18 protein-coding genes, 1 other RNA gene and 2 riboswitches are annotated in these 20,995 nt (G+C 29.2%); of the genes, 4 read left to right on the forward strand and 15 right to left on the reverse strand.

The annotated features are described in order from the left end of the window. Positions 1 to 27: 27 nt before the first annotated feature. The 7 genes from CLCHR_RS08090 to CLCHR_RS08120 all read right to left on the reverse strand — a co-directional run bounded on the left by CLCHR_RS08090 (position 28) and on the right by CLCHR_RS08120 (position 7,885). Positions 28 to 1,395, reverse strand: coding sequence for an FAD-binding oxidoreductase (locus CLCHR_RS08090; RefSeq protein WP_079439198.1), 1,368 nt, complete (start codon positions 1,393 to 1,395; stop codon positions 28 to 30). Between the two features lie 140 nt (positions 1,396 to 1,535). Then, positions 1,536 to 2,198, reverse strand: a complete 663-nt coding sequence (locus CLCHR_RS08095; RefSeq protein WP_079439199.1) for a methionine ABC transporter permease — start codon at positions 2,196 to 2,198, stop codon at positions 1,536 to 1,538. A 3-nt stretch (positions 2,199 to 2,201) separates the two neighbouring features. After that, entirely contained in the window at positions 2,202 to 3,230 is a 1,029-nt protein-coding gene (locus CLCHR_RS08100) for a methionine ABC transporter ATP-binding protein (protein ID WP_079439264.1), read from the reverse strand. A 67-nt stretch (positions 3,231 to 3,297) separates the two neighbouring features. Beyond that, positions 3,298 to 4,140, reverse strand: coding sequence for a MetQ/NlpA family ABC transporter substrate-binding protein (locus tag CLCHR_RS08105; protein WP_079439200.1), 843 nt, complete (start codon positions 4,138 to 4,140; stop codon positions 3,298 to 3,300). A gap of 113 nt (positions 4,141 to 4,253) precedes the next feature. Next, a complete protein-coding gene (locus CLCHR_RS08110) occupies positions 4,254 to 5,411 on the reverse strand; it encodes a pyridoxal phosphate-dependent aminotransferase (RefSeq protein ID WP_079439201.1) in 1,158 nt (385 codons plus the stop codon). A 182-nt stretch (positions 5,412 to 5,593) separates the two neighbouring features. Next, positions 5,594 to 5,705: riboswitch (SAM riboswitch) on the reverse strand. A gap of 680 nt (positions 5,706 to 6,385) precedes the next feature. Then, complete coding sequence (locus CLCHR_RS08115) at positions 6,386 to 6,994, reverse strand: copper homeostasis protein CutC (protein WP_079439202.1); 609 nt, start codon at positions 6,992 to 6,994, stop codon at positions 6,386 to 6,388. Positions 6,995 to 7,207: 213 nt separating this feature from the next. Next, positions 7,208 to 7,885 (reverse strand): SIMPL domain-containing protein, encoded by a 678-nt coding sequence (locus CLCHR_RS08120; RefSeq protein WP_079439203.1) that lies wholly within the window; start codon positions 7,883 to 7,885, stop codon positions 7,208 to 7,210. Between the two features lie 320 nt (positions 7,886 to 8,205). On the opposite strand from CLCHR_RS08120, the gene bioB reads away from it, so the two are divergent. Continuing rightward, positions 8,206 to 9,162: a biotin synthase BioB gene (bioB, locus tag CLCHR_RS08125; RefSeq protein WP_079439204.1), complete on the forward strand. Its 957-nt coding sequence runs from the start codon at positions 8,206 to 8,208 to the stop codon at positions 9,160 to 9,162. A gap of 53 nt (positions 9,163 to 9,215) precedes the next feature. After that, complete coding sequence (locus CLCHR_RS08130; RefSeq protein ID WP_079439205.1) at positions 9,216 to 9,764, forward strand: biotin transporter BioY; 549 nt, start codon at positions 9,216 to 9,218, stop codon at positions 9,762 to 9,764. A gap of 758 nt (positions 9,765 to 10,522) precedes the next feature. Here CLCHR_RS08130 and CLCHR_RS08135 read toward each other — a convergent pair. Together CLCHR_RS08135 and CLCHR_RS08140 are read right to left on the reverse strand one after the other, a co-directional pair. Then, positions 10,523 to 11,917: an NAD(P)/FAD-dependent oxidoreductase gene (locus CLCHR_RS08135; protein ID WP_079439206.1), complete on the reverse strand. Its 1,395-nt coding sequence runs from the start codon at positions 11,915 to 11,917 to the stop codon at positions 10,523 to 10,525. Between the two features lie 26 nt (positions 11,918 to 11,943). Next, a riboswitch (purine riboswitch) is annotated at positions 11,944 to 12,048 on the reverse strand. 276 nt (positions 12,049 to 12,324) lie between these two features. Further along, positions 12,325 to 12,957, reverse strand: a complete 633-nt coding sequence (locus CLCHR_RS08140) for a flavodoxin family protein (protein WP_079439207.1) — start codon at positions 12,955 to 12,957, stop codon at positions 12,325 to 12,327. Between the two features lie 240 nt (positions 12,958 to 13,197). Between CLCHR_RS08140 and CLCHR_RS08145 the strand changes: the two genes are divergently transcribed. Beyond that, the gene (locus tag CLCHR_RS08145; protein ID WP_079439208.1) at positions 13,198 to 13,533 is read left to right on the forward strand and encodes a winged helix-turn-helix transcriptional regulator; all 336 of its coding nucleotides are present in this window, start codon (positions 13,198 to 13,200) and stop codon (positions 13,531 to 13,533) included. Between the two features lie 45 nt (positions 13,534 to 13,578). On the opposite strand, the gene CLCHR_RS08150 is transcribed toward CLCHR_RS08145, so the two are convergent. From CLCHR_RS08150 to CLCHR_RS08160, 3 genes are all read right to left on the reverse strand, one after another. Continuing rightward, a complete protein-coding gene (locus tag CLCHR_RS08150) occupies positions 13,579 to 16,053 on the reverse strand; it encodes a bifunctional diguanylate cyclase/phosphodiesterase (RefSeq protein WP_079439209.1) in 2,475 nt (824 codons plus the stop codon). Between the two features lie 279 nt (positions 16,054 to 16,332). Continuing rightward, positions 16,333 to 16,944 carry an ECF transporter S component gene (locus CLCHR_RS08155; protein WP_079439210.1) on the reverse strand — a complete coding sequence of 204 codons (612 nt, stop codon included), beginning with the start codon at positions 16,942 to 16,944 and terminating at the stop codon, positions 16,333 to 16,335. A 186-nt stretch (positions 16,945 to 17,130) separates the two neighbouring features. Continuing rightward, positions 17,131 to 18,207 carry a DUF4434 domain-containing protein gene (locus CLCHR_RS08160; RefSeq protein ID WP_079439211.1) on the reverse strand — a complete coding sequence of 359 codons (1,077 nt, stop codon included), beginning with the start codon at positions 18,205 to 18,207 and terminating at the stop codon, positions 17,131 to 17,133. A gap of 312 nt (positions 18,208 to 18,519) precedes the next feature. Here CLCHR_RS08160 and ffs point away from each other — a divergent pair. Then, positions 18,520 to 18,784, forward strand: an RNA gene (gene ffs / locus CLCHR_RS08165) — signal recognition particle sRNA large type. Positions 18,785 to 19,059: 275 nt separating this feature from the next. On the opposite strand, the gene CLCHR_RS08170 is transcribed toward ffs, so the two are convergent. The 3 genes from CLCHR_RS08170 to CLCHR_RS08180 form a co-directional block, all read right to left on the reverse strand. After that, on the reverse strand, positions 19,060 to 19,257 hold the full coding sequence (locus tag CLCHR_RS08170) for a hypothetical protein (RefSeq protein WP_079439212.1): 198 nt from the start codon (positions 19,255 to 19,257) through the stop codon (positions 19,060 to 19,062). A 390-nt stretch (positions 19,258 to 19,647) separates the two neighbouring features. Then, positions 19,648 to 20,043, reverse strand: coding sequence for a hypothetical protein (locus tag CLCHR_RS08175; protein ID WP_079439213.1), 396 nt, complete (start codon positions 20,041 to 20,043; stop codon positions 19,648 to 19,650). A 171-nt stretch (positions 20,044 to 20,214) separates the two neighbouring features. Further along, positions 20,215 to 20,988: a DUF4097 family beta strand repeat-containing protein gene (locus CLCHR_RS08180; RefSeq protein ID WP_079439214.1), complete on the reverse strand. Its 774-nt coding sequence runs from the start codon at positions 20,986 to 20,988 to the stop codon at positions 20,215 to 20,217. Positions 20,989 to 20,995 lie beyond the last annotated feature (7 nt).

Raw genomic sequence — 20,995 nt, forward strand, 5'->3', positions numbered from 1 at the left:
ATTATATATACTGAAAACTTATTTTAATTAACTATAAACCTTCCCTATATTTAAAATATTATTATTATCAAATATCTTTTTTATACTTTTCATATATTCAATATTAATTTTTTCAGTAACTTTCTTATAATATTCACTTTTATTTAATCCTATACCATGTTCACCAGACGGTACTCCTCTAAGTTCATAGCTTTTTTTATATAATTCCTCTGCTAACGCATGAGATTTTTTCTTCCACTCAGTTTCTTCCAAGCCATTTCTTATTATACTAACATGAGTGTTTCCATCTCCAGCATGTCCAAAATAAATAACCTGAAGCCCATGTTTTTCACCACATTTATTTGTAAATTCAACAAACTCTGACGTCTTACTTATAGGCACTACTATATCTATTGGTACTTGTTCATTAAATTCCATAACAGAACTAGCTAGAGCGCCCCTTATTTGCCAAGTATCTATTGCTTCTGTATCACTTAATACTTTGTAATCTAATGCTCCACTGCTTAGCGCTGCTTTTTTTGCTTTTGTATAATTTGTAATTATTTCTGTTTCTTCTCCATCGAACGTAAGTATCAGATAAGCATTCCCTCTGTTTGAAGGCAATTTCAACCCTAAGAATCTTTCTGAATTCTCTACTATGTTTTTTTCCATAAATTCTATAGCAGTAGGATTGGCATCTGACTTTATTATGTTAATTACTGAATTTACTCCCTCTTCTAAATTATCAAATGATATAAGTATATTAACCGTATTCTTAGGCTTTGGTATAAGCTTTAACGTAGCTTTGGTTATAATACCTATAGTTCCTTCTGATCCTATAATTAAATCCTTTAAATCTAATCCAGAACTGTTCTTAATAGTTCTACTTCCAACTTTTATAAGCTCACCATTTCCTGTGACTACTTCTAATTCACGTACATAATCACGAGTCACTCCATATTTTACAGCTCTCATTCCCCCAGCATTTGTACTAATATTGCCACCAATTGTCGATGCTTTTTCACCTGGGTCGGGTGGGTAAAATAATCCTCTTTCCTCAACATAAGCTTGAATATCTTTTAATAATACTCCTGGTTCCACAGTAATATCAAAATTTTCTTCATCTAATTCTAGTACTTTATTCATTTTTGACACATCTAATATAATACCTCTGTTATTTGGTATTGTTGCTCCTGTAAGTCCAGTTCCTGCCCCTCTTGGTGTAATCGGAATTGATTTTTCGTTAGCAAATTTTATAATCTCAATAATTTCTGAAGTATTCTCTGCAAATACTAAGACATCTGCTTTTCCATACTCTAAATTTAACCCATCAGTTAAATATTCTTTTTCTATTTCATCTCCAAAAACAATTCTTGCTTCATCACCAATTATTTCTTTTAATTTTGTATATTCCATTGTTTTGCCCCCTTAATGTTTAAAATCTTAGAAAAATAACTAGATATAAGACAAATTTCATTAATAGAGTTTACCTCCTTTAAATCTCATTCGAACTTATATCTAGTACTTTCCTACATTTTAAGATACCTATAAAATATCTATCTTCTCGATAACTTAGTAGCCAGAGCATCTCCAATCAATTGAATAGCTTGCACTAAAATTAATAATATTAGAACTGTTACAATCATAACCCCAGTTTCATATCTATAGTATCCATATCTAATAGCTAGGTCACCTATACCTCCGCCACCAACTATTCCTGCCATAGCTGAATAGCCTATTAAACTTACTAAATTTACTGTGATGGCTCTTATTAAACTCGGAAATGCTTCTACTATTAGTACATCAAATAAAATGAGATATAAACTAGCACCAGATGAAATTGCTGCCTCAATTACTCCCTTATCAACTTCGCTAAATGCACCTTCGGATAACCTTGCAAAAAAAGCTATTGCTGCAATTGTTATAGGAACGGTTGCGGCTTCTGGACCAATATTTGTACCAACTATTATCTTAGTAAGCGGCAGTAATAATACTAGCAGTATAACAAAAGGAAGTGAACGTATTACATTAATAATAAATCCTGCAATTGAGTTTAATAATTTGTTTTTGAAAAACAAGTTGCTTGAAGTTAAATATAATATAAGACCTAAAGCCCCTCCAATTATTAATGAAATAATCATTGCTGTTCCAATCATCTTTCCAGAATCCAAGACAGCTTGACCAAGTTCATTTTTTAATATTTCAATTGTTGAATCCATAAATTAAATCACCTCCAGATATTCATTTACTATTCTTTCTGTCCTTATAACATTTTCTTTAATATACATCTTTGCTCTTGCTATTTCATCCTTATCTCCTGTTATATTGATAATTAATATCCCTATTGGTTTTCCGTCAATATAATCTATTTTTCCGTGAATAATGCTAATATCAACATCAAAATTCTTAGCCGCTTCTGAAATTATTGGTTTTAAGCTATTATCTCCCTTATAGTAAACCTTAATAATTTCACCTTTGCTTACAGAATCTAAAACTTCTTTTGGTAATACTAAATTGGAGTTTCTGTTAATTAATGATTTAGTCACTTCATGTTTAGGATCTGAGAAAATTGAATAAACGTCATTAACTTCTACTATTTCACCATTACTCATTACAGCAACTCTATTAAATAGTTTCTTTGCTACTTCCATTTCATGAGTTATAAATACTATTGTAATCCCTGTATTATCTTTTATATCTTTCAAAAGTTTTAATATTTCTTCTGTGTTTTCTAAATCCAAAGCTGAGGTTGCCTCATCGCAAAGCAGTATTTCCGGATTATTTGCAATAGCTCTTGCAATACCTACTCTTTGTTTCTGTCCTCCACTTAAATTGGAAGGAAATACATCAACTTTATCCTTTAAATTTACAAGTTCTAAAAGTTCATATATCCTATCTTTTCTTTTTTCTTTAGGATAATTATTAACTTTAAGAACAAATTCAATATTTTCATAAATTGTTTTACCACTTATTAAATTAAAATGTTGGAATATCATACCTATCTTAAGCCTTGTTTGTCTAAGCTCTGATCTTTTTAATGTAGTAATATCCTCTCCATTAATAAATACTTGTCCAGATGAAGGTTTTTGCAATAAATTTATCACTCTTACCAAAGTACTTTTGCCAGCCCCACTTAAACCAACAATTCCAAATACTTCACCCTTATTAATAGTTAAATTTACATCCTTTACCGCATGAATTAAACTTCCTTTTGACTTAAATTCAATATTTATATTTTTTAATTCAATCATTGTTTTCACCACCTCTATATTAACATTCAACTTAAAAGTATATAATTTCATGTGTTTATAGTCAGTATTATTTCCACCAGTCTGGTTTACTGAAATCTTTGAATTTACCATTTTCAATTGCATCTTTAAATTCTTTAGATTCTACAGCTTCTTTTAAATCTTTCCCAAGATCTTTATCTAAGTCTTCTGTTCTTACTGCAATTACATTTTTATAATTTTCAGCTAGTTTTTCAACAGTTAATGCTTTAGAATAGTCAAGTTTAGATGCAAATGCAAAATTACCTGGCACTACCGCTGCATCAACACTTTCTATACTTCTCGCAAGCTGTGCTCCCTCAATTGGTGTAAACTTAATATTTTTTGGATTTTCCGCAACATCTTTTTCAGTTGCTTTTGTTTCATCAATATTATCCTTTAATTTAATTACCCCATTTGCTTTTAATAGTCTTAATGCTCTAGCTAAATTAGACGCATCATTTGGTATTGCTATTTTAGCCCCATCTTTCAACTGGTCTAGCGAAGTTAATGTATTTGAAAATACACCCATACCTAAAGTTGGAACAACAATTACAGGTGAAATCTTCAGATTATTATCTGCACTAAATTTCTTTAAGTATTCAGTATGTTGAAATAGGTTTGCATCAATTTCCTTATTATCCAAAGCTTTATCTGGTTGAATATAATCACTAAATTCTTTAGTTGTAACTGTATATCCTTTAGGTTTCAATGCTGATGCTAACGCTTCTTTAACCATATCGCCATAAGGTCCTGGGCATACTCCGACTAGAATATTCTTATTTCCTTCTTTATTATCTGTTTTTGCTGTTTCTTTGCTACTGCTGCATCCAACTATGCTTGCTCCTATTGTTCCTAATACTATTAATGCCGCTAGTTTTTTAATAATTTTCATTTTTATTCCCCCTATATTTTACTGATATTATATTAAATTTCCAATGTAATTTTTGTTAGAATTTATCATTGGTTTAAATACTATATTAATTAATTAAAATTACATATTTTTCACTATCTATACTCTTTCAATTTCTCAAGTCTCTTAAGTGCTTCTTTTAATGTTTCTTCTTTCTTTGCAAAATGGAATCTTATATAATTACTTACATTTCCTCTAAAAAAGCTTGATCCTGGTACTGCTGCTACTCCTATTTCTTGTGCTAACCATTCACAAAATTTATAATCATCGTCATATCCAAATTCAGATATATCGACCATAACATAATAGGCTCCTTGAGGTTCATAATACTTAAGCCCTATTTCATCTAACCCATCTAAGAATAACTTTCTTTTTTTCTCATAAGTATTATTTAGTTCTTCATAATACTCATCTCTAAATTCTAAACCTTTAATGGCTGCTTCTTGAAGTGGTGATGCAGCTCCTACTGTTAAAAAATCATGTACCTTTTTACAATTCTCTATTACTTCTTTACTTGCAATTATGTATCCAAGCCTCCATCCTGTTATTGAATAAGTCTTTGACAATGAACTGCAAGAAATTGTTCTTTCAAACATACCTTCAAGTGCCGCTAAATAAGTATGTTTGTAAGGTTTAAATATTATGTGCTCATAAACCTCATCGGTAATAACAAAAGTATCATACTCTTTTGCCAGACTTCCTATATATAATAGCTCTTCTTTAGTAAAAACCTTCCCTGTAGGATTTGATGGATTACAAAGAATTAGCGCCTTTGGATTCTGCTTAAATGCACTTCTTAGTTCTTCTTTATCAAAATTAAAAGCTGGCGGTTTTAATTCAACATATATAGGCTCAGCTCCTGATAAAATAGTATCCGCAGTATAGTTTTCATAAAATGGTGAAAATACTATCACCTTGTCTCCTGGATTACAAACACTCATCATTGCACACATCATTGCTTCTGTACTTCCACATGTCACAAGGACGTTCTCATCTGGATTAATATGAATTCCCATAAACTTCTCTTGCTTTAAAGCAAGTTTTTCTCTAAAGTTTTGAGCACCCCAAGTTACTGAATATTGATGAGGTCCTTTATTTGCAACTTCCTTTAATCCTTCAAGTATTGCCTTTGGAGGATCAAAATCTGGGAACCCTTGAGAAAGATTTATTGATCCATATTTATTTGCTATTCTTGTCATTTTTCTAATTACAGATTCAGAAAACCAGTCTAATCTGTTACTTAATTTCGGCATGTCTTTAACCCCCTAATTTAACTTAGTATCTAAATAATTCTTATCAAAATACTCATATATATTATTAAAGAATAATTCTTTATCTTACATTTAATAATAAAATAAAGAATTATAAAAACTTACTTTAAAAAATAAAAGCACTAGAGATCAAACTCTAGTGCGTCATTGCATAAAAATTCTCCCTCTTATCTATCAGCTAAAGCTGCAGGAATTAGCACCGAATCTTCATAAAAATTTTATTAAATCGGTTGCTGGGTTTCACAGGGCCAGTCCCTCCACCACTCTTGATAAGTTATTTGTTTTTCCTTATTTCCTATAGGTGTAGTATACATTGGTTTTTTTGCATTGTCAATACTTTATTTTTATTTACTAATATTAATTTTCTAATGTTCTCATCAAGCAAAAATAGATATATGCTCTTCTACACTAGATATTTGTCATTCAAATATTTTTCAGCACTTCGTAGAGTTTTCAAATTAGAGAGTTCTAGTAATTTATTCTTAAGGTTTAAATTCCCATAGGCATATCTATTGCATAGAAATTTTAAATATGTTATCATAACTTCACGGCTGAAAAATATATACTTTTCTAATAATTTTCCTGCCAAATTATAAGTTAGTAATACCTTGTAACATCTTGGTTTGGACTAGCTTAAATCTGTACATGTGTTTATTATTTGTGCAGTTTAACCACCATGTATGGATTTATTAATTCTGAAATATTCGTTAAGCTCTTATTTTGAACCTACACTTAAACTACGGGAGCTCAATTATTTAGATGAGACAATGTACTTTCTTATGAGTCCTTGCACGGCATTGAAGGCGATTTAAACATCTGTGAGGGCACCCACCTATCGAAGGATAGGGATCAAAATTAGAGTACCGCTATTTTGGATAATATATAAGACATTCTATGCCAATGCTTAGTTATTAAGCATTGGTTTTCTTATATACAAAACATTACGTTTAAGCTGCTTAAATTATCTTACTCCCGTGTATTTCAGTTGCTCCTGTATATGCAAGAAGAAAATCTCTATTATCTGTATTAACACCCTTGCCAGGCATTATTGAGATTCTTCCATTGGCATAATTAATCAATTCTATTATAGTATCCTTTCCAGATATAGCATCTTCAGCACCACCTTTTGTAAGTATTCTATCTATTTTAAGATCTACTAATTCATCAATAGCAGTATACTTATCCTCTATTTCATCAAATGCCATATGAAAAGTTATACTTAGTGGTTTTGCTAGGCTAATCAACTCTTTTATAATATCCTTATCTATTTTTGATTCTTTAATTGCTCCAATTACAACTCCATGTACTCCAAGATCCTTACACATTTGTATATCATATTTCATTATTTCTATCTCGTCTTTTATATATGTAAAATTGCCTCCTCGTGGCCTTATAATCACCATTATAGGAATATCTAATTTTTCTAATGTTTTCCTAATTGTACCATAGCTTGGTGTCGTTCCCCCTTCCATCAAGTTATCACAAAGTTCAATTCTATCTGCTCCTCTTTTTGCAGCCGAAATCGCTTCTTCATAATTTCCAACACAAGCTTCAAATATAGCCATAATTATTACCTCCAGTATTTTTAAATTACAACTTCAACTTTAATTTAAGTACCTTGACTATGTTTAGGTTGATTTTTATTGTTATATTTAGCGTTTTAAACCTAAACAATTTAATTTTTATCTTTTACTTTATATAATCATATAATTTTTAAAAAGCAAAAGCCAGATAAAATTATATAAAATAATCTGACTTTCATTTTGTGTTTTAGTTTTTTAATATTTTGAATATACAAATATAGCTTCTATATCCGCATTTATTATATTTTCTCCAGCCTCAATTGGTGTAGAAGCATTTGAGCTTTTAAGAGTCATTACTGCAGGCATTATTTCCTCCTCGTTCTGTTCATTTATCTCTATCGGTATTATATCTAGATTTACATTAAGTTCATTTGCAATAACTCTAGCCTTATTTTGAGCATCTTCAACTGCTCTCCTTAAAGCCTCATAATATTGTGCTGTTTCATCTGAAATTGTAAAAATAATACCATTCACAGAATTAGCACCATTACTTACAGCTGTATCAATTATTTGACCCACGGAATTAATATCACTAATTGCAACTTCAAGGTTAGTGCTTACTTCATATACTCTGAATATCTGTTGACCATTAATATAATCATAATCAGGTCTAATGTTATAATTTCGAGTTTGTATATTCCTTTGGGGCACCCCTACAGCTCTTATACTATTGATAACTTGCTGCATAGTTTGAGCATTTTCCTGTTGTGCAACTTCCAATTGCTTATCTTCTGTTGTAACGCCAACTATAACCTCAGCTCCATCTGGTCTTACACTTACAGTCCCTTTACCAATGACTCTTAATTTATTGTTTCCCCTAGTACCATCTTGATTTCTTAAGCTATGATTATCATTATTTCTTATTTGATTCATAAGATTTATCCTTTAAAGTATTTATAACTATTCTATAATATGATATATTACGATAATTGTAGATAAGAATCAATCTTCAACATACAAGATTCCTCACAAATTTATTAATACTTTTTCATATTTGATAATCCTTTTGGGGATAAATAAATTCACTAATTCATAATAATTTTTTTAGTTAATACTACGTTTTTTCTCTTAGTGAATGTTAACTATTACGAACTAATTGTCAACCGATAATAATTTGGAAGGTTGACAATATTGCAAATAAATTATATACTAATTTTAAATTAATTTTACGTTAGATTTTTGGGGGAATGAAAATGAAGAAATTAGCTGATGAAATTATAGCTGGAAGACGATTAAATAGAAATGATAATTTAGATTTTTTATTGACTGCTGATTTAAAAGAACTTTGCGAAGGCTCTGATAAAATTCGTAAAGAATTATGTGGTGACAAAGTTGACCTTTGTACAATTATTAACGGACGTAGCGGCAGGTGCAGTGAAAATTGCAAGTTTTGTGCCCAATCAACCCACCATAAGGCAGAGGTTAAAGAGTATAATTTTTTAGATCCAGAAATAATTTTAGAAGATTGTAAAAAGAATGAGAAAAATGGCGTACATAGATACTCTATTGTTACAGCTGGAAGGGCATTGACCGGTGAAGATTTTCAAAAAGCCGTACAATCCTATGAAATGATGAATAAAGAGTGTTCAATTAATTTATGTGCATCTCATGGCTTTTTAACGGAAGAAGAGTTTATGAAATTAAAAGAAGCTGGAGTTTCAATGTATCATGCAAACATCGAGACTTCTAAAAATAACTTTCATAATATATGCACTACTCATTCATACGAAGATAAAATTAAAGAAATAAAACTTGCTCAAAAGGTAGGTTTAAAAGTTTGCTCAGGTGGAATTATAGGAATGGGCGAAACTTGGAAAGACAGAATTGATATGGCCATAAGTTTATCAGAACTTAATGTAATTTCAATACCGATAAACGTACTAATGCCTATTAAAGGCACACCATTTGAAAACTTAGAAAGAATTCCTGAAGAAGATATACTAAGAACAATCGCAATTTTTCGATACATAAATCCAACTGCTTATATTCGTATGGCGGCTGGTAGAACTTATTTTACAGATGGAGGTACAAAAATTTTCCGTTCAGGAGCCAATGCCACAATTACAGGAGATATGTTAACAACTGTAGGAAACAATACATTTCAAGATAAAATAATGCTTACAAATCTAGGCTTTGATATAAAAAGATAGAAATACACATTATTAAAATCATTAATAAACTATATACAAAGGAGATAATAAATATGGAAAATATAAACAAACCCAATACGCGTCAGCTAACTTTAATTGGAGTAATGAGTGCAGTTACTTGTATCCTAGGTCCACTTTCACTCCCTATTGGCCTTGTGCCAATTTCTTTAACTAATTTAGCAATCTATTTTTCAGTATACATATTGGGAAGGAGAAGAGGAACAATTAGTTATACGGTTTACCTTCTCTTAGGTCTTATTGGACTTCCAGTATTTTCAGGATTTTCTGGTGGATTGCCTAAATTAGCTGGTCCTACAGGTGGATACTTAATTGGATTCATTTTTATGGCATTTATTAGCGGGCTATTTATTGATAAATTTTCTAATAAAATTTATATGGGCTTTTTAGGAATGGTAATAGGTACTACTGTTACATACTTATTTGGAACAGCTTGGTTATCATATGTAGCGCATATGACATTCAACAAAGCTCTAGCAGTTGGCGTACTCCCTTTTATCCCTGGTGATTTAATAAAAATTATAATTGCATCACTTGTTGGACCGCAAATTAGAAAAAGGCTTATGAGTGCTGGATTGTATTAAATTATATAGATAAAGAGTTATATTATTTTAAATCTTAATATAACTCTTTATTTTTTATCTTTAATAATACCAGGATTTTAAAGTTCTTCTGCTATTATTCAACTTGTGATAAAAAAATTCAATTTTCCAACTCAACATTACCCAATATAATTATTTTATTGTAATTAGACTTTATGCAAAAAACAGCCAAATTAATGACTGTTTTTTATGATTTGATCAAAATATATGCATGTTTTAATATTCATCGAAATTATAAATTTTGTTACAATTATATTTTCCACATGTATTGTATCGTTGTTAGATTATTATCTGTATATTATCATTCCAGTGACATATCCTAATAACCCTGAACATGCAATTGCTAATATTTTTAATACTGGAATTTCAATTTTAATTTCCATAATTGTCAATCCTCTGTCTTTCTATATCTATAGTTTAATAATTTAATTATAGCATGTTCAATTATCATTTTCCACTAAGATGATTGCTTTCTTCACTAAAAACGAGCCATTTTGACTTTACATTTATATTATTAATAATTTATATCTAGTTAATTATTTTGACATAATACTGCCATAATTCTATTTTATAATGGTATTGTAAAGTAGTTAATGCATTATTATTTACCCCTTATTTAAATATATTTACAGTTTTAAAAAGCAACCTGTTCCCCTAAGCAGGTTGCTTTTTTCTTACATATGTCATTATAAACACACTGGATATATATTTTTTATCTATAAACCTTTATATAATAATCTTTAAAGTTTTCTTCCCATAATCACACCCATAGCGGACGCCATCATTAATCCTCTAGTCCAACCACTTGAATCCCCTAAACAATGCAATCCTTTTATATTGGTTTCGAAGTTTTCATCTAGCTTAATTCTATTACTATAGAATTTGATCTCTGGACCATATAATAATGTTTCTCTACTAGCAAAACCTGGAACAACCGTATCCATTGCTTGTATAAAGTTTAAAATGTTTGTCATTGTTCTATATGGCATAGCTGATGTTAAATCTCCTGCTTCTGCATCTGGTAACGTATGTCTAACATTAGATTCAAATAATTCTTTTTCCCATGTTCTCTTGCCATCTAGTATATCTCCATATCGTTGAACTAATATTTTGCCGTTTCCTAACATATTAACAAGCTCTGCAACCTTTTGACCATACTCAATTGGTTCATTAAAAGGAGCTGAAAAATTATGAGAACTTAATATTGCCAAATTTGTATTATCAGATTTTTTATCCTTATATGAATGACCATTAACTATTGCTAGATTATTATCATAATTTTCTTGACTCACAAAACCACCTGGATTTTGACAGAACGTTCTAACCTTATCTTTAAATGGTGCTGGATGACCTATAAGTTTAGATTCATAAAGTACATTATTTACACTTTCCATTACTTCATTTCTAAGCTCAACTCTTACACCGATATCAACTGGACCTGCACAGTGGTTTATCTTGTGCTCAATGCACATATCCTTTAACCAATCAGCTCCTTTTCTTCCTGTTGCTACAACTACTTTATTTGAACGTACTTCCTCATCTTTACTCTTAGTCAATGAATCTGATATTAAAACACCGTACACTTCAGAATCTTTTATCAAAAGATTTTTAACTGTTGTATCAAATTTAATATCAACACTATTTTCTAGTAGATGATTTTGAATTTTCAAATATATCTCTTGAGCTTTTTCAGTTCCTAAATGTCTTATTGGACAATCTACTAATTTTAATCCACCTTGAATAGCTTTTCTTCTTATTTCCTTAACAGCTTCGTTGTTCCCAACACCTTCAACCTTAGTATCTGCACCAAAGTCTAGGTAAATTGAATCTGCATAATTTATGTATTCTTGTACTAACTCAACACCTGCAAGTTCTGGTAAATCTCCACCTACTTCGTAGCTTAATGATAATTTCCCATCTGAAAATGCTCCTGCGCCTGAAAACCCTGTAGTAATATGACAGTAAGGTTTACATGACACACACTTTTTAGTTTTATCTTTGGGGCAATGCCTTTTATCAATACTTTTACCTGATTCAATCAAAAGTATTTTTGCTTGTGGCTTTTGTTTCTTTAACTCGTACGCAGTAAATATTCCTGCCGGACCAGCACCTACTATTATTACATCATAATTCATTCTTATCTCTCCTTGACATTAAATATAATTCTTTAGCAGACACTTATAGCCCTATAGCAATTTACGGCAGCTTGGTAGAAACACTCAACCCATATCGTTGAATTTATACAAGTGAATATTATTTAGTTTTTTTTATCAATAGTTCTTTTTACTAGGTAATTTTAGCTTATATATAAATAAAAATCAAGAAAAAAGTAAAAATAATCTTATTTTTTTTAACAAACACGAACATTAATCATATTTACTAGCGTGTTAAATACAAAAATCATTTTACGGCTTATATCTATAAATATTATGATTCTAATAAAAACAATCATCTTTTCCTTTGTTATATTACAATAATTGAGTTTATTATTCTTAAAATAATAAGAGGTACTTATATAAAAAGCACCTCTCCTATATAAATCTTATCTAATAAAATTTGTGAATATCTTGTTTTCTTTCTCTGGTTCTTTAACTTCTCCCTTCCCAAAATCAATTAGTTTCATAAGCCAAGCCATATTCTTTCCAAGGACTCTCATAATTTGTTTTCCCTCTTCATCCTCTTTAACATCACCTGGAGCTGTTCCATGAATTACATTCCAATAGTTTGAAGTTGGCATAAGCATTTCAGAATAATTAATATAATTATTTAGTTGTTCAAAAGTTGGAACTCCGCCTGAACGTCTGACAGCTACAACCGAAGCTCCAACCTTATGTCTTAACATAGAATTATTTACACTTGTAACATAAAATGCCCTATCTAAAAATGCCTTCATTGTAGCTCCTAATGATGAATAATGAACCGGAGAGCCCAATATTATACCATCAGCCTCTTTCATCTTCTGAATCCATTCATTTACTCCGTCATTAATTACACACTTTTCATTTTGATTTTTTACACAACCATTGCAAGCTAAACATCCTCTTATTATCTTATTACCAACATGAATAATTTCAACTTCTATACCTTCCTTTTTTAACTCTTCTGTAACCATTTTTATTCCGTGAAATGTATTCCCTTCTTTTTTAGGGCTTCCATTAAATGCAACTACTTTCATTTTCCCACCTAACCTTTTCATCTTATTTTGTTTCATAGCATGTACTATTGTCACTATGTACAGTATATTAGGAAGAATTGCTAGTAACAAGTAGGCACTTTAAAGTTAGAAGCTTACTTTAAAGTTAGAATTATGATTTTAACAACTATATATATTTTTTTGTTTAGTATTCTATTTTAAATTTCTTATATTTATAATATAATTGACTATAAAATATTTAATAATGTAGGTGATGATATTTTGATAGAACATAAAGGTAAGTCGTACATATGTGCGTTAGATTTGGGCTTCGAAACTATAAGGGGAAAATGGAAAGCTGTAATACTATGCCATTTATCTGATGGCCCTAAAAGATTTTTGGAATTACAAAGAATTACTTGCGGCGTCAGTCAAAAGGTATTAAATGAATCGTTAAAGCAACTTGAAAGTGATGAAATAATCTCTAAGCAAATATACGCTGAAATACCTCCAAAAGTTGAATACTTTCTTACCGAAAAGGGTAAGGAACTTGTTCCTGCCTTAAAAATAATTGAAAAATGGTCTAAAAACCAGTTTTCACACTTATTGAATGAATAAAATAACCATGAAAATCTACAATTAAGGTTTTCATGGTTTTCTATTTTATTCAATGTTATACTTTGGTTCTGAAAAATAATATCCTTGAGAATAATCTATATTTAATTCTTTTATTTTATTATATATCTCCTCATCAGATACAAACTCAGCAACAGTTTCTATTCCTAGTTCCTTAGCAAATGTAACAATGGTTTTTGTAACTAACTCTGCTGATTTATCTTTATGAATATTTTTTATTATAGAACCATCTATTTTTATATAATCTACATTTAGCTTCATAAGATAGCTAAAATTTGAATACCCTGTTCCAAAATCATCAATAGCAATCTTAGAACCATATTTTTTTATTTCCCTTATAAATTCTGTTACTTCGTTAAAATTCTCAATTCCTTCTGACTCCACTATTTCGAATACGACTTTTTTAGGGTCATTTGCTTTTTCAAGTTTGTCAATAATCAACGTTCTAATTTCACTATTTATGATATCTTGAAAAAGAAGATTTATAGATATTTCATAATTAGTTTTATTTAAAACCTCAAAGGTTTTTTCTAACATTATAACAGTCAACTCTTTATAAAGTCCTGATTTTTTAGCAATATCCAGGAAAAAATAAGGCGATATAATCTTCCCATTTTTTTTATCTATCATTCTTATTAAAGCTTCAAATTTTTCAATTGTTCCTGAGCTATTATTTACTATTGGTTGAAAAAATGGAACAATCCTATCCTCTGATATAGCATCCCTTATTCTTTTAGTCCATATTATATTTTCTTTAATCCCCTCATATATATTTAATTCTTCTTTATATTCTTGAAAAAAATTTCTGTTTTTCTTTGCATAATTTAATGCCATTTCAGCTTTTTCAAATAACGATTCTTCCTCTAAAGCAACCCCCATTGTAACGGTTATAAATATTTTAACTTCTTCGTAGAATAAGCACTTATTATTTATTATATGTTGCAATAACTTTATCTTTTCAATAAATTCTTCTTTTACTCCTTCATTATTTGCTATAGCGAATATATCTGAGTTTATTCTATATCCTTTAAGATTATTTTGAGTGCAATATAAATTAATTAATTCAGAAAATGATTTCAATACTTCATCTCCTATTGTGTTTCCATAAAAATCATTTATATCATTAAATGATTTTATATCAATTATTACAAGCTTATTATTTTTTCCCACTGATAAATCTTTAATTAATTTATTTCTATTTTCTAATCCAGTTAATGTATCTATAAAATATTGTTTTTCTAATTCTTCCGTCTTTTCTTTAATCTTTTCTTCAAGCTTTAAATTCAACTCATTTAGTTCTTCTCCTGCAGTTTTAATAAGATTATATAGTGCTGAATCTTCACTAGTATAATACCCATATTCATCATAAATTCCATTATCTATTTTAATTCTTGCATCCATATCTTCTGAAAGTATTAGTATTGTCATTGTTTCCGAACAGAAAATATTAGTATTATTTACTTTATTAAATTCACCGAAAGTGTAAAATCCACTTACTGATAAAATATCAGAACTAACTGGTACTATCTCCTTTGCACCCATTTCTTTAAGCAAGTTTTTCCTCGAGTCACAAGAGTATATAAATATAGCCTCTCCAGGACAATCTTTAATTTTTTCATACATATCTCTTGCCCCTTGTAATATTTCTCTATAATCACCATACCCCATTCTAACCTTTTCGCCTAGAGCTATTTTAGATGACATAATTATTTCTTCATCACCAACACATTTTAAAACATGTACACTAATGTATCTATTTTCTCTTTTTATCATCAATGGGAATTTAGCTCCCATTCGAGAAATTTCTTCGTTTATCCTTGTGCCTAAGTACGTACTATAGAAATCTTTTGCAGATCCATGATCTATTTTTTTTAGAATATTTTCTTGAACTGATGTTATTTCATGTTCTTTTCCTATAGGGATACAATTTGAACTACTCTTATTATTTACATATAAATTTTTATTTTCTAAAACTGCTGCCACAACTGTATTTTTTACCACACCATTTTCAGTAAAGATATATGTTTCATCATTAGAGTTACATTTTCCTGCAATTCCACCTGCAACTGTAACTTGTTCATTTACAGAGTTTATTCCTCTTAAAAAATCTCCACCATTAATATTAGTATCACCAAAAGATATTATGACTTTTGCATCAGGAAAGTTTAATTGACGAGATATTTCTATCCCTTTCTGATAATCCACTAATTTTTCATTTATTGAGATTGTTTTAATTAATGTTTTTTCAAATACAGTTATTGCAATTAGACATTCATTCTCAAATATATTACCATCAAGTATTTCTCCTGAGGAAGTAGCACCAATTATTTTGCATTTCGGAATTAGTAATTTTAGATTCTTGATTAAATCTTCTATAAATTCCTTCTTTCCTATTCCAGAAAACACTTGTACTAATATGTTATCATATTTTGCTATGGCGTTATCATCAATATAGGATTTTAGCGTTTCATAACCATTATATTTAGTATTAAATGTTTTCATATCTCACCTCAAGAGTTTTCTAAATATTTCTTACGTGTTCCTCCAATTATAACATTTTTTAAAAACTTAATCATTATTTTCTGCATAATTATATAAAAACTTCATTTATAAGCAAGAATATCGTAATATGATTCCCGATAAATATCTGAGTAATAATATATTCTTTTCACATTGTCTATAATTCTTATTTTTTGTATAAAAATAGTCACTAAAATCCACATTTTAAGATTTTAATGACCTATTATTTTAATATCATATTTTTTAGTATTTACTAAAATTTTATTGGTTCATGAGTTTATTTTTTCCTACAGGTAATAATAACCCTGACTTAGTTAATATTGGTTTTATAGCATTATAAATAATATTTACTAATATTATAGATATCACTGCATTAATAAAAGTAGCAAATACGCTAAACTTAGCCAATATAGCAGCAACTTGCTGAGGTTGTCCAAGAATATATTGCTTGTAGAAATATCCAACAATCGGATCAAAAACAACATTAAAAGCCAATCCTCCAATTGAGGCAATAATGGTCCACTTTGCCACATACTTTTTGTCATTACTTTCATCTATCTTGGCATATTTATGAGCAATTAATCCTGTTATCAAACCTATACATAATTTCAAAACAAAAGTTTTTGGTGCTCCAATAGCATATGTTGGATCTAGTAAGTCAGATATTGTCATACCTATAGCCCCCGCTAATCCTCCATACCATCCTCCAAGAAGTAAAGCCGCTAATACACAGAAAGCATTTCCAATGTGTAATGAAACTGCATCTCCACCAACCGGTATTTTTATAGAAAGAAAAGTAAATGATACAAAACACAGTGCTGCAAGTATCCCTGTTTGTATTAGTTTAACAATTCTAGAGTTCTTATTTTCCATACAATTCCCCCCTTTTGCATTATTTTGTTTTTATATGGAAATAATGTAATGATTATATCATCTTAAGATTATTATATCAATTGTATGGGTACATATAAAAAAACATCCAAAATTGAATGTTTCTTATACTTTACTATATATTAATCCAGAAGATAATTAGAGGTATTGATAGAAAATTTGTACATATCATATATTTTGAGTTATTTTTTCAAATAGCTCTTCTATTTTAATTTTATTGTAGTATTCTAAATAATTATTGTAGTTACCTATCTGATTCTCTTCGTTTTTATTTTGAAAGTGATTAATACTAAAGGCAACAAATCCATCAACGTAGCAATATACTTCAGACATTTGTTTAAGGATTTTTTTTAGATCTACTGGAATATTTCCTTTTTCTGTTGAATCAAATGTTTCTATATCTGCATAAAGAGTTATGCCTAAAGCATCTGTGGCCTGTTTAGTATAATAAAATAATGCTGAAACATTCTCAAAAGTATTATACCCTACACCTATGCTATCTTGTAGCGATACTATATCAATACTCGTATCCACTAAGACATTTTGTATTATTTTCTTCCACAATCCTACAGATCCAATTTTAAACCTGTTAGAGCTGAAAAAAGGTGCTATCATTATACTAAAGTTCTTGCTTTTGCTTTTAATTTCTTCTGTTATACTTTTATAAAATAAATTTAGATTCATCTGTTGTGATTTTGTCGTTATGAAGAACTCAGAAAATTCATAAGGTATGTACCATCCCCCAAACGCTTTATGGTCTCCGTATTTTTCAAATATTTCATTCACTATCTTTTTATTTATATCAGCTTCCTCACTCAACCATTTAAAATCATACCAACCTTTTTCCCACCAATCTTCACTTTCCCCAAGGCCAACTCTTACCTTAATCCCGATATACTCTGCTGCATCTAGTGCAGATTTAATCATGTCATTCTCACTTGAAACAAAACCTTCAAGCATAGTATTATAAACAGCCTCTTTATTTTTTGTATCTACAATACTTTGAAGTATTATCTCTTCAATTCCAACATTTTGCAACATTCTTAGTTCCTCTATCCATCTCTCTAAACTAAAGTCTTTTGCATACCATTTTTGAATAAATGAACTCTTAAATAATGGTTTATTATTATGTCTTGCACCTATGGTAACTTTAATTTCATCTTTTACTTTACGTCTAAATATCTTTTTGAGCATTGTAATAAGATTTACTATACAAATTACAAATATTATCAAAAACTTGTTCATAACTCCCTCACCAGCCTATATATTTAATATGATAATTTACTCGAAAGATAAAAGTATAAATCTTTTTTAAATTTCTTTCTCTTATCTTTAATAATATATTATCCAGAATAAAAGTTTAGTATAGTAATTATTTTATCATTAAATTAAGAATATATTACAACATAGAAATCAGTGAATAATGAGTTTCCTTTCTGATTATGAGTACTATCCAGAAGGGGTATAAATTACCACGTTAATTAATATTGCACCCATACAATGAATATGTTATTATAACTTCACGGCAACAAATTAGCTGCCATGAACAAGAAGTTATCGTGCTAGATGGGGAGCCAGCGGTGCCCTGTAACCTGCAATCCGCTATAGCAGGATTGAATTCTCACTTTAGACTTTAATCTGTTTGGTCTGACTGATTAAAGTGGTACTGAGAATTGGGTCCCATGCAACAGAAACTCATGAACTCCGTCAGATCCGGAAGGAAGCAGCGGTAAGTGATAATTTCTGAGTGCCGTGGATAAACCTAGTTTGAGCTACTAGATCTGTAGCGCAAGTAGATTAATTGTCAACATTGAGTGCACGATTATATTTGATTTTAAATTCTGAGATACTCGTTAAGCTCTTATTTTGAACCTACATTTATTTTTTTGGAGTTCAGTATTTAGATGAAGAAATATACCTACAAATGAGTCCCTTGTTGGGTTTTGAAGGCGATTGAGGCATCTGTGAGGACACCCACCTATCTGGAGATAGGCGTCAAAATCAGAGTACCGATATTTCGGATTTTTATTTGAAATTATATGCCAATGCTTAGTATTATAGCATTGGCATTTATTTATAACAAACTATAATTTTTTATTATTCCAACAAACAAAGTTGACTTTCATTTAAACAATATATACTTCCTTTTGCTAATCCAGTTTTAAGCAATACGCAAGTCATTTCATTCTCATAACTATCTATTTTTCCTAAATCTCCAACTTGAATTGCTCTGCTTTCATCAATAGTATCGATTGATATAACTTTAACTGTTTTTCCTTCATCTTCTTTTGTCATATTCCTACGAACCTCCTTAGAATTAATTTCTAAATATTAAGTAGAAATTTAATCTATTGGTATATATCATTGAAACATAGTTAAAATCGCTTACATTATAATCTATGTAATGGTTAATAATGTTGTGCATTTTTTGAAACATATTATCTTATAATAAAAAGAGTCCTTTAATAATAAATTTTAATAATGTAAAGTCATAAAATCATTTTTTGAATATAAAACATCCCTTAGTATCATCTTCTATTCTCAAAATCAAAAAAGGTGATTCTTATTTCTATTCAAGAATCACCATATAATCGAACATACAATTTAAAAATACTTTTTTTAAAGTATTTTTTAGCAAATAATGCAAGCACTAAATTTATTTACTTAATAATTTAAGAAGTTATACTACCTTTTGCCATCTGATATAATTGCCGCCATTATTAAGGCTAAATCATTCTTCTGCTCATTATCTCTTATAAAATTCAACTCTTCATCATTAACTATAATTATAGTTATAAATTCCTTATTCTCTTCATTTTTCACCTTAAAATTTTTTATATCTTCTCTTGGTATTTTATTTGTATATAATACTTCAGGCAACCCTCCCCAAGCCGCATATTCAATAGCTTGGATATATAAATTATCAGGAGTAAGGCTTAATTTAAAATCATTCACTACTCCACCTGCTATCCCTCCTGTAATCACATTTGTAAGAATATTTCCCATCTTTGTAGCAATCTTAATATTCCTATAAGAATTAATCGAACATAATACTTCCTCATCATTTAATATACTTGCCATAATTATATCCTCCCAATGATATATAAATCTAAAGTCCTCAATTTTATTTATCAACTTAATTAATAATCTACTTATTAATTATAGCATATATTTCCAAACGTAATTCTTAATAATTTTTAAGAATTTTTACTATGCTACAATTCCTCTAGAAGTTGTCTAATAAAAATAATTCTAATTATCTATTTCTACCTCTGATATAGTTTTGTTTATATTAAATACTGCTCCTGTCTCATTAACATAAATCTCCTTTCCTATCTTAGCTTTTTTTGAAGCTGCTCCAGTTAAACAAATTGAACCATTCTTAGGTAATTTAATATTGATATCCCCAATCTTTCCGTCAATATCATATTTATAGCTATTTTCAAGCTGCATTAAATTCATTTTAACTTCCCCAGTAATAGAGTCAACACTTCCTTCTTTTAATATTCCCTTATATGAAAAATCTCCAATGTTTGAGTGAACTTTTAAAGTATTATAATCTCCTTCTAAACTAACATCTCCAACACTACTTATTATTTCTAGAGATGTAATACTTTCAGGAATATTTATAATGGTTTCAACAAAATTTGAGTTTATAATTGATGAGTCATCTTTGATAGGACCAATTTGTATAGTATTATTCTCATAGGAACACTGAATATCATTTAATGCCTCTTGTAATTTATCTTCGTTTTTTCCACCAACAATTTTTTTCATACTTATTTTAATTTCACTAGTATTACTTTTTTTTATATTTAAATTATTACTTTTACTATTAATTGATAGTTTATCATTTGTTATTTTATAGTTGTACTCATTATTCTCCTCTTTACTGTATGGAGTTGTTTCCTCAAAAAATTTGATATTATTCTCATGGCTATATGGATCAGTTACATTATTGCATGAAGTCAATGTAAAAGAAGTTATAATAATTATGATAATTGCTGAGATTGACTTATTACTCACGATTTTT

It is taken from the genome of Clostridium chromiireducens, assembly GCF_002029255.1.
Taxonomy (GTDB): Bacteria; Bacillota; Clostridia; order Clostridiales; family Clostridiaceae; genus Clostridium; species Clostridium chromiireducens.

Excerpts from the sequence above, each read along its gene's own strand:
- CLCHR_RS08120 (WP_079439203.1), bottom strand. The coding sequence starts at position 7,885 with ATGAATCAAATAAGAAATAATGATAATCATAGCTTAAGAAATCAAGAT.
- CLCHR_RS08100 (WP_079439264.1), bottom strand. The coding sequence starts at position 3,230 with ATGATTGAATTAAAAAATATAAATATTGAATTTAAGTCAAAAGGAAGT.
- CLCHR_RS08105 (WP_079439200.1), bottom strand. The coding sequence starts at position 4,140 with ATGAAAATTATTAAAAAACTAGCGGCATTAATAGTATTAGGAACAATA.
- CLCHR_RS08090 (WP_079439198.1), bottom strand. The coding sequence starts at position 1,395 with ATGGAATATACAAAATTAAAAGAAATAATTGGTGATGAAGCAAGAATT.
- CLCHR_RS08170 (WP_079439212.1), bottom strand. The coding sequence starts at position 19,257 with ATGACAAAAGAAGATGAAGGAAAAACAGTTAAAGTTATATCAATCGAT.
- CLCHR_RS08155 (WP_079439210.1), bottom strand. The coding sequence starts at position 16,944 with ATGGAAAATAAGAACTCTAGAATTGTTAAACTAATACAAACAGGGATA.
- CLCHR_RS08095 (WP_079439199.1), bottom strand. The coding sequence starts at position 2,198 with ATGGATTCAACAATTGAAATATTAAAAAATGAACTTGGTCAAGCTGTC.
- CLCHR_RS08115 (WP_079439202.1), bottom strand. The coding sequence starts at position 6,994 with ATGGCTATATTTGAAGCTTGTGTTGGAAATTATGAAGAAGCGATTTCG.
- CLCHR_RS08150 (WP_079439209.1), bottom strand. The coding sequence starts at position 16,053 with ATGAAAACATTTAATACTAAATATAATGGTTATGAAACGCTAAAATCC.
- CLCHR_RS08140 (WP_079439207.1), bottom strand. The coding sequence starts at position 12,957 with ATGAAAGTAGTTGCATTTAATGGAAGCCCTAAAAAAGAAGGGAATACA.
- CLCHR_RS08160 (WP_079439211.1), bottom strand. The coding sequence starts at position 18,207 with ATGAACAAGTTTTTGATAATATTTGTAATTTGTATAGTAAATCTTATT.
- CLCHR_RS08175 (WP_079439213.1), bottom strand. The coding sequence starts at position 20,043 with ATGGCAAGTATATTAAATGATGAGGAAGTATTATGTTCGATTAATTCT.
- bioB (WP_079439204.1), top strand. The coding sequence starts at position 8,206 with ATGAAGAAATTAGCTGATGAAATTATAGCTGGAAGACGATTAAATAGA.
- CLCHR_RS08135 (WP_079439206.1), bottom strand. The coding sequence starts at position 11,917 with ATGAATTATGATGTAATAATAGTAGGTGCTGGTCCGGCAGGAATATTT.
- CLCHR_RS08130 (WP_079439205.1), top strand. The coding sequence starts at position 9,216 with ATGGAAAATATAAACAAACCCAATACGCGTCAGCTAACTTTAATTGGA.
- CLCHR_RS08110 (WP_079439201.1), bottom strand. The coding sequence starts at position 5,411 with ATGCCGAAATTAAGTAACAGATTAGACTGGTTTTCTGAATCTGTAATT.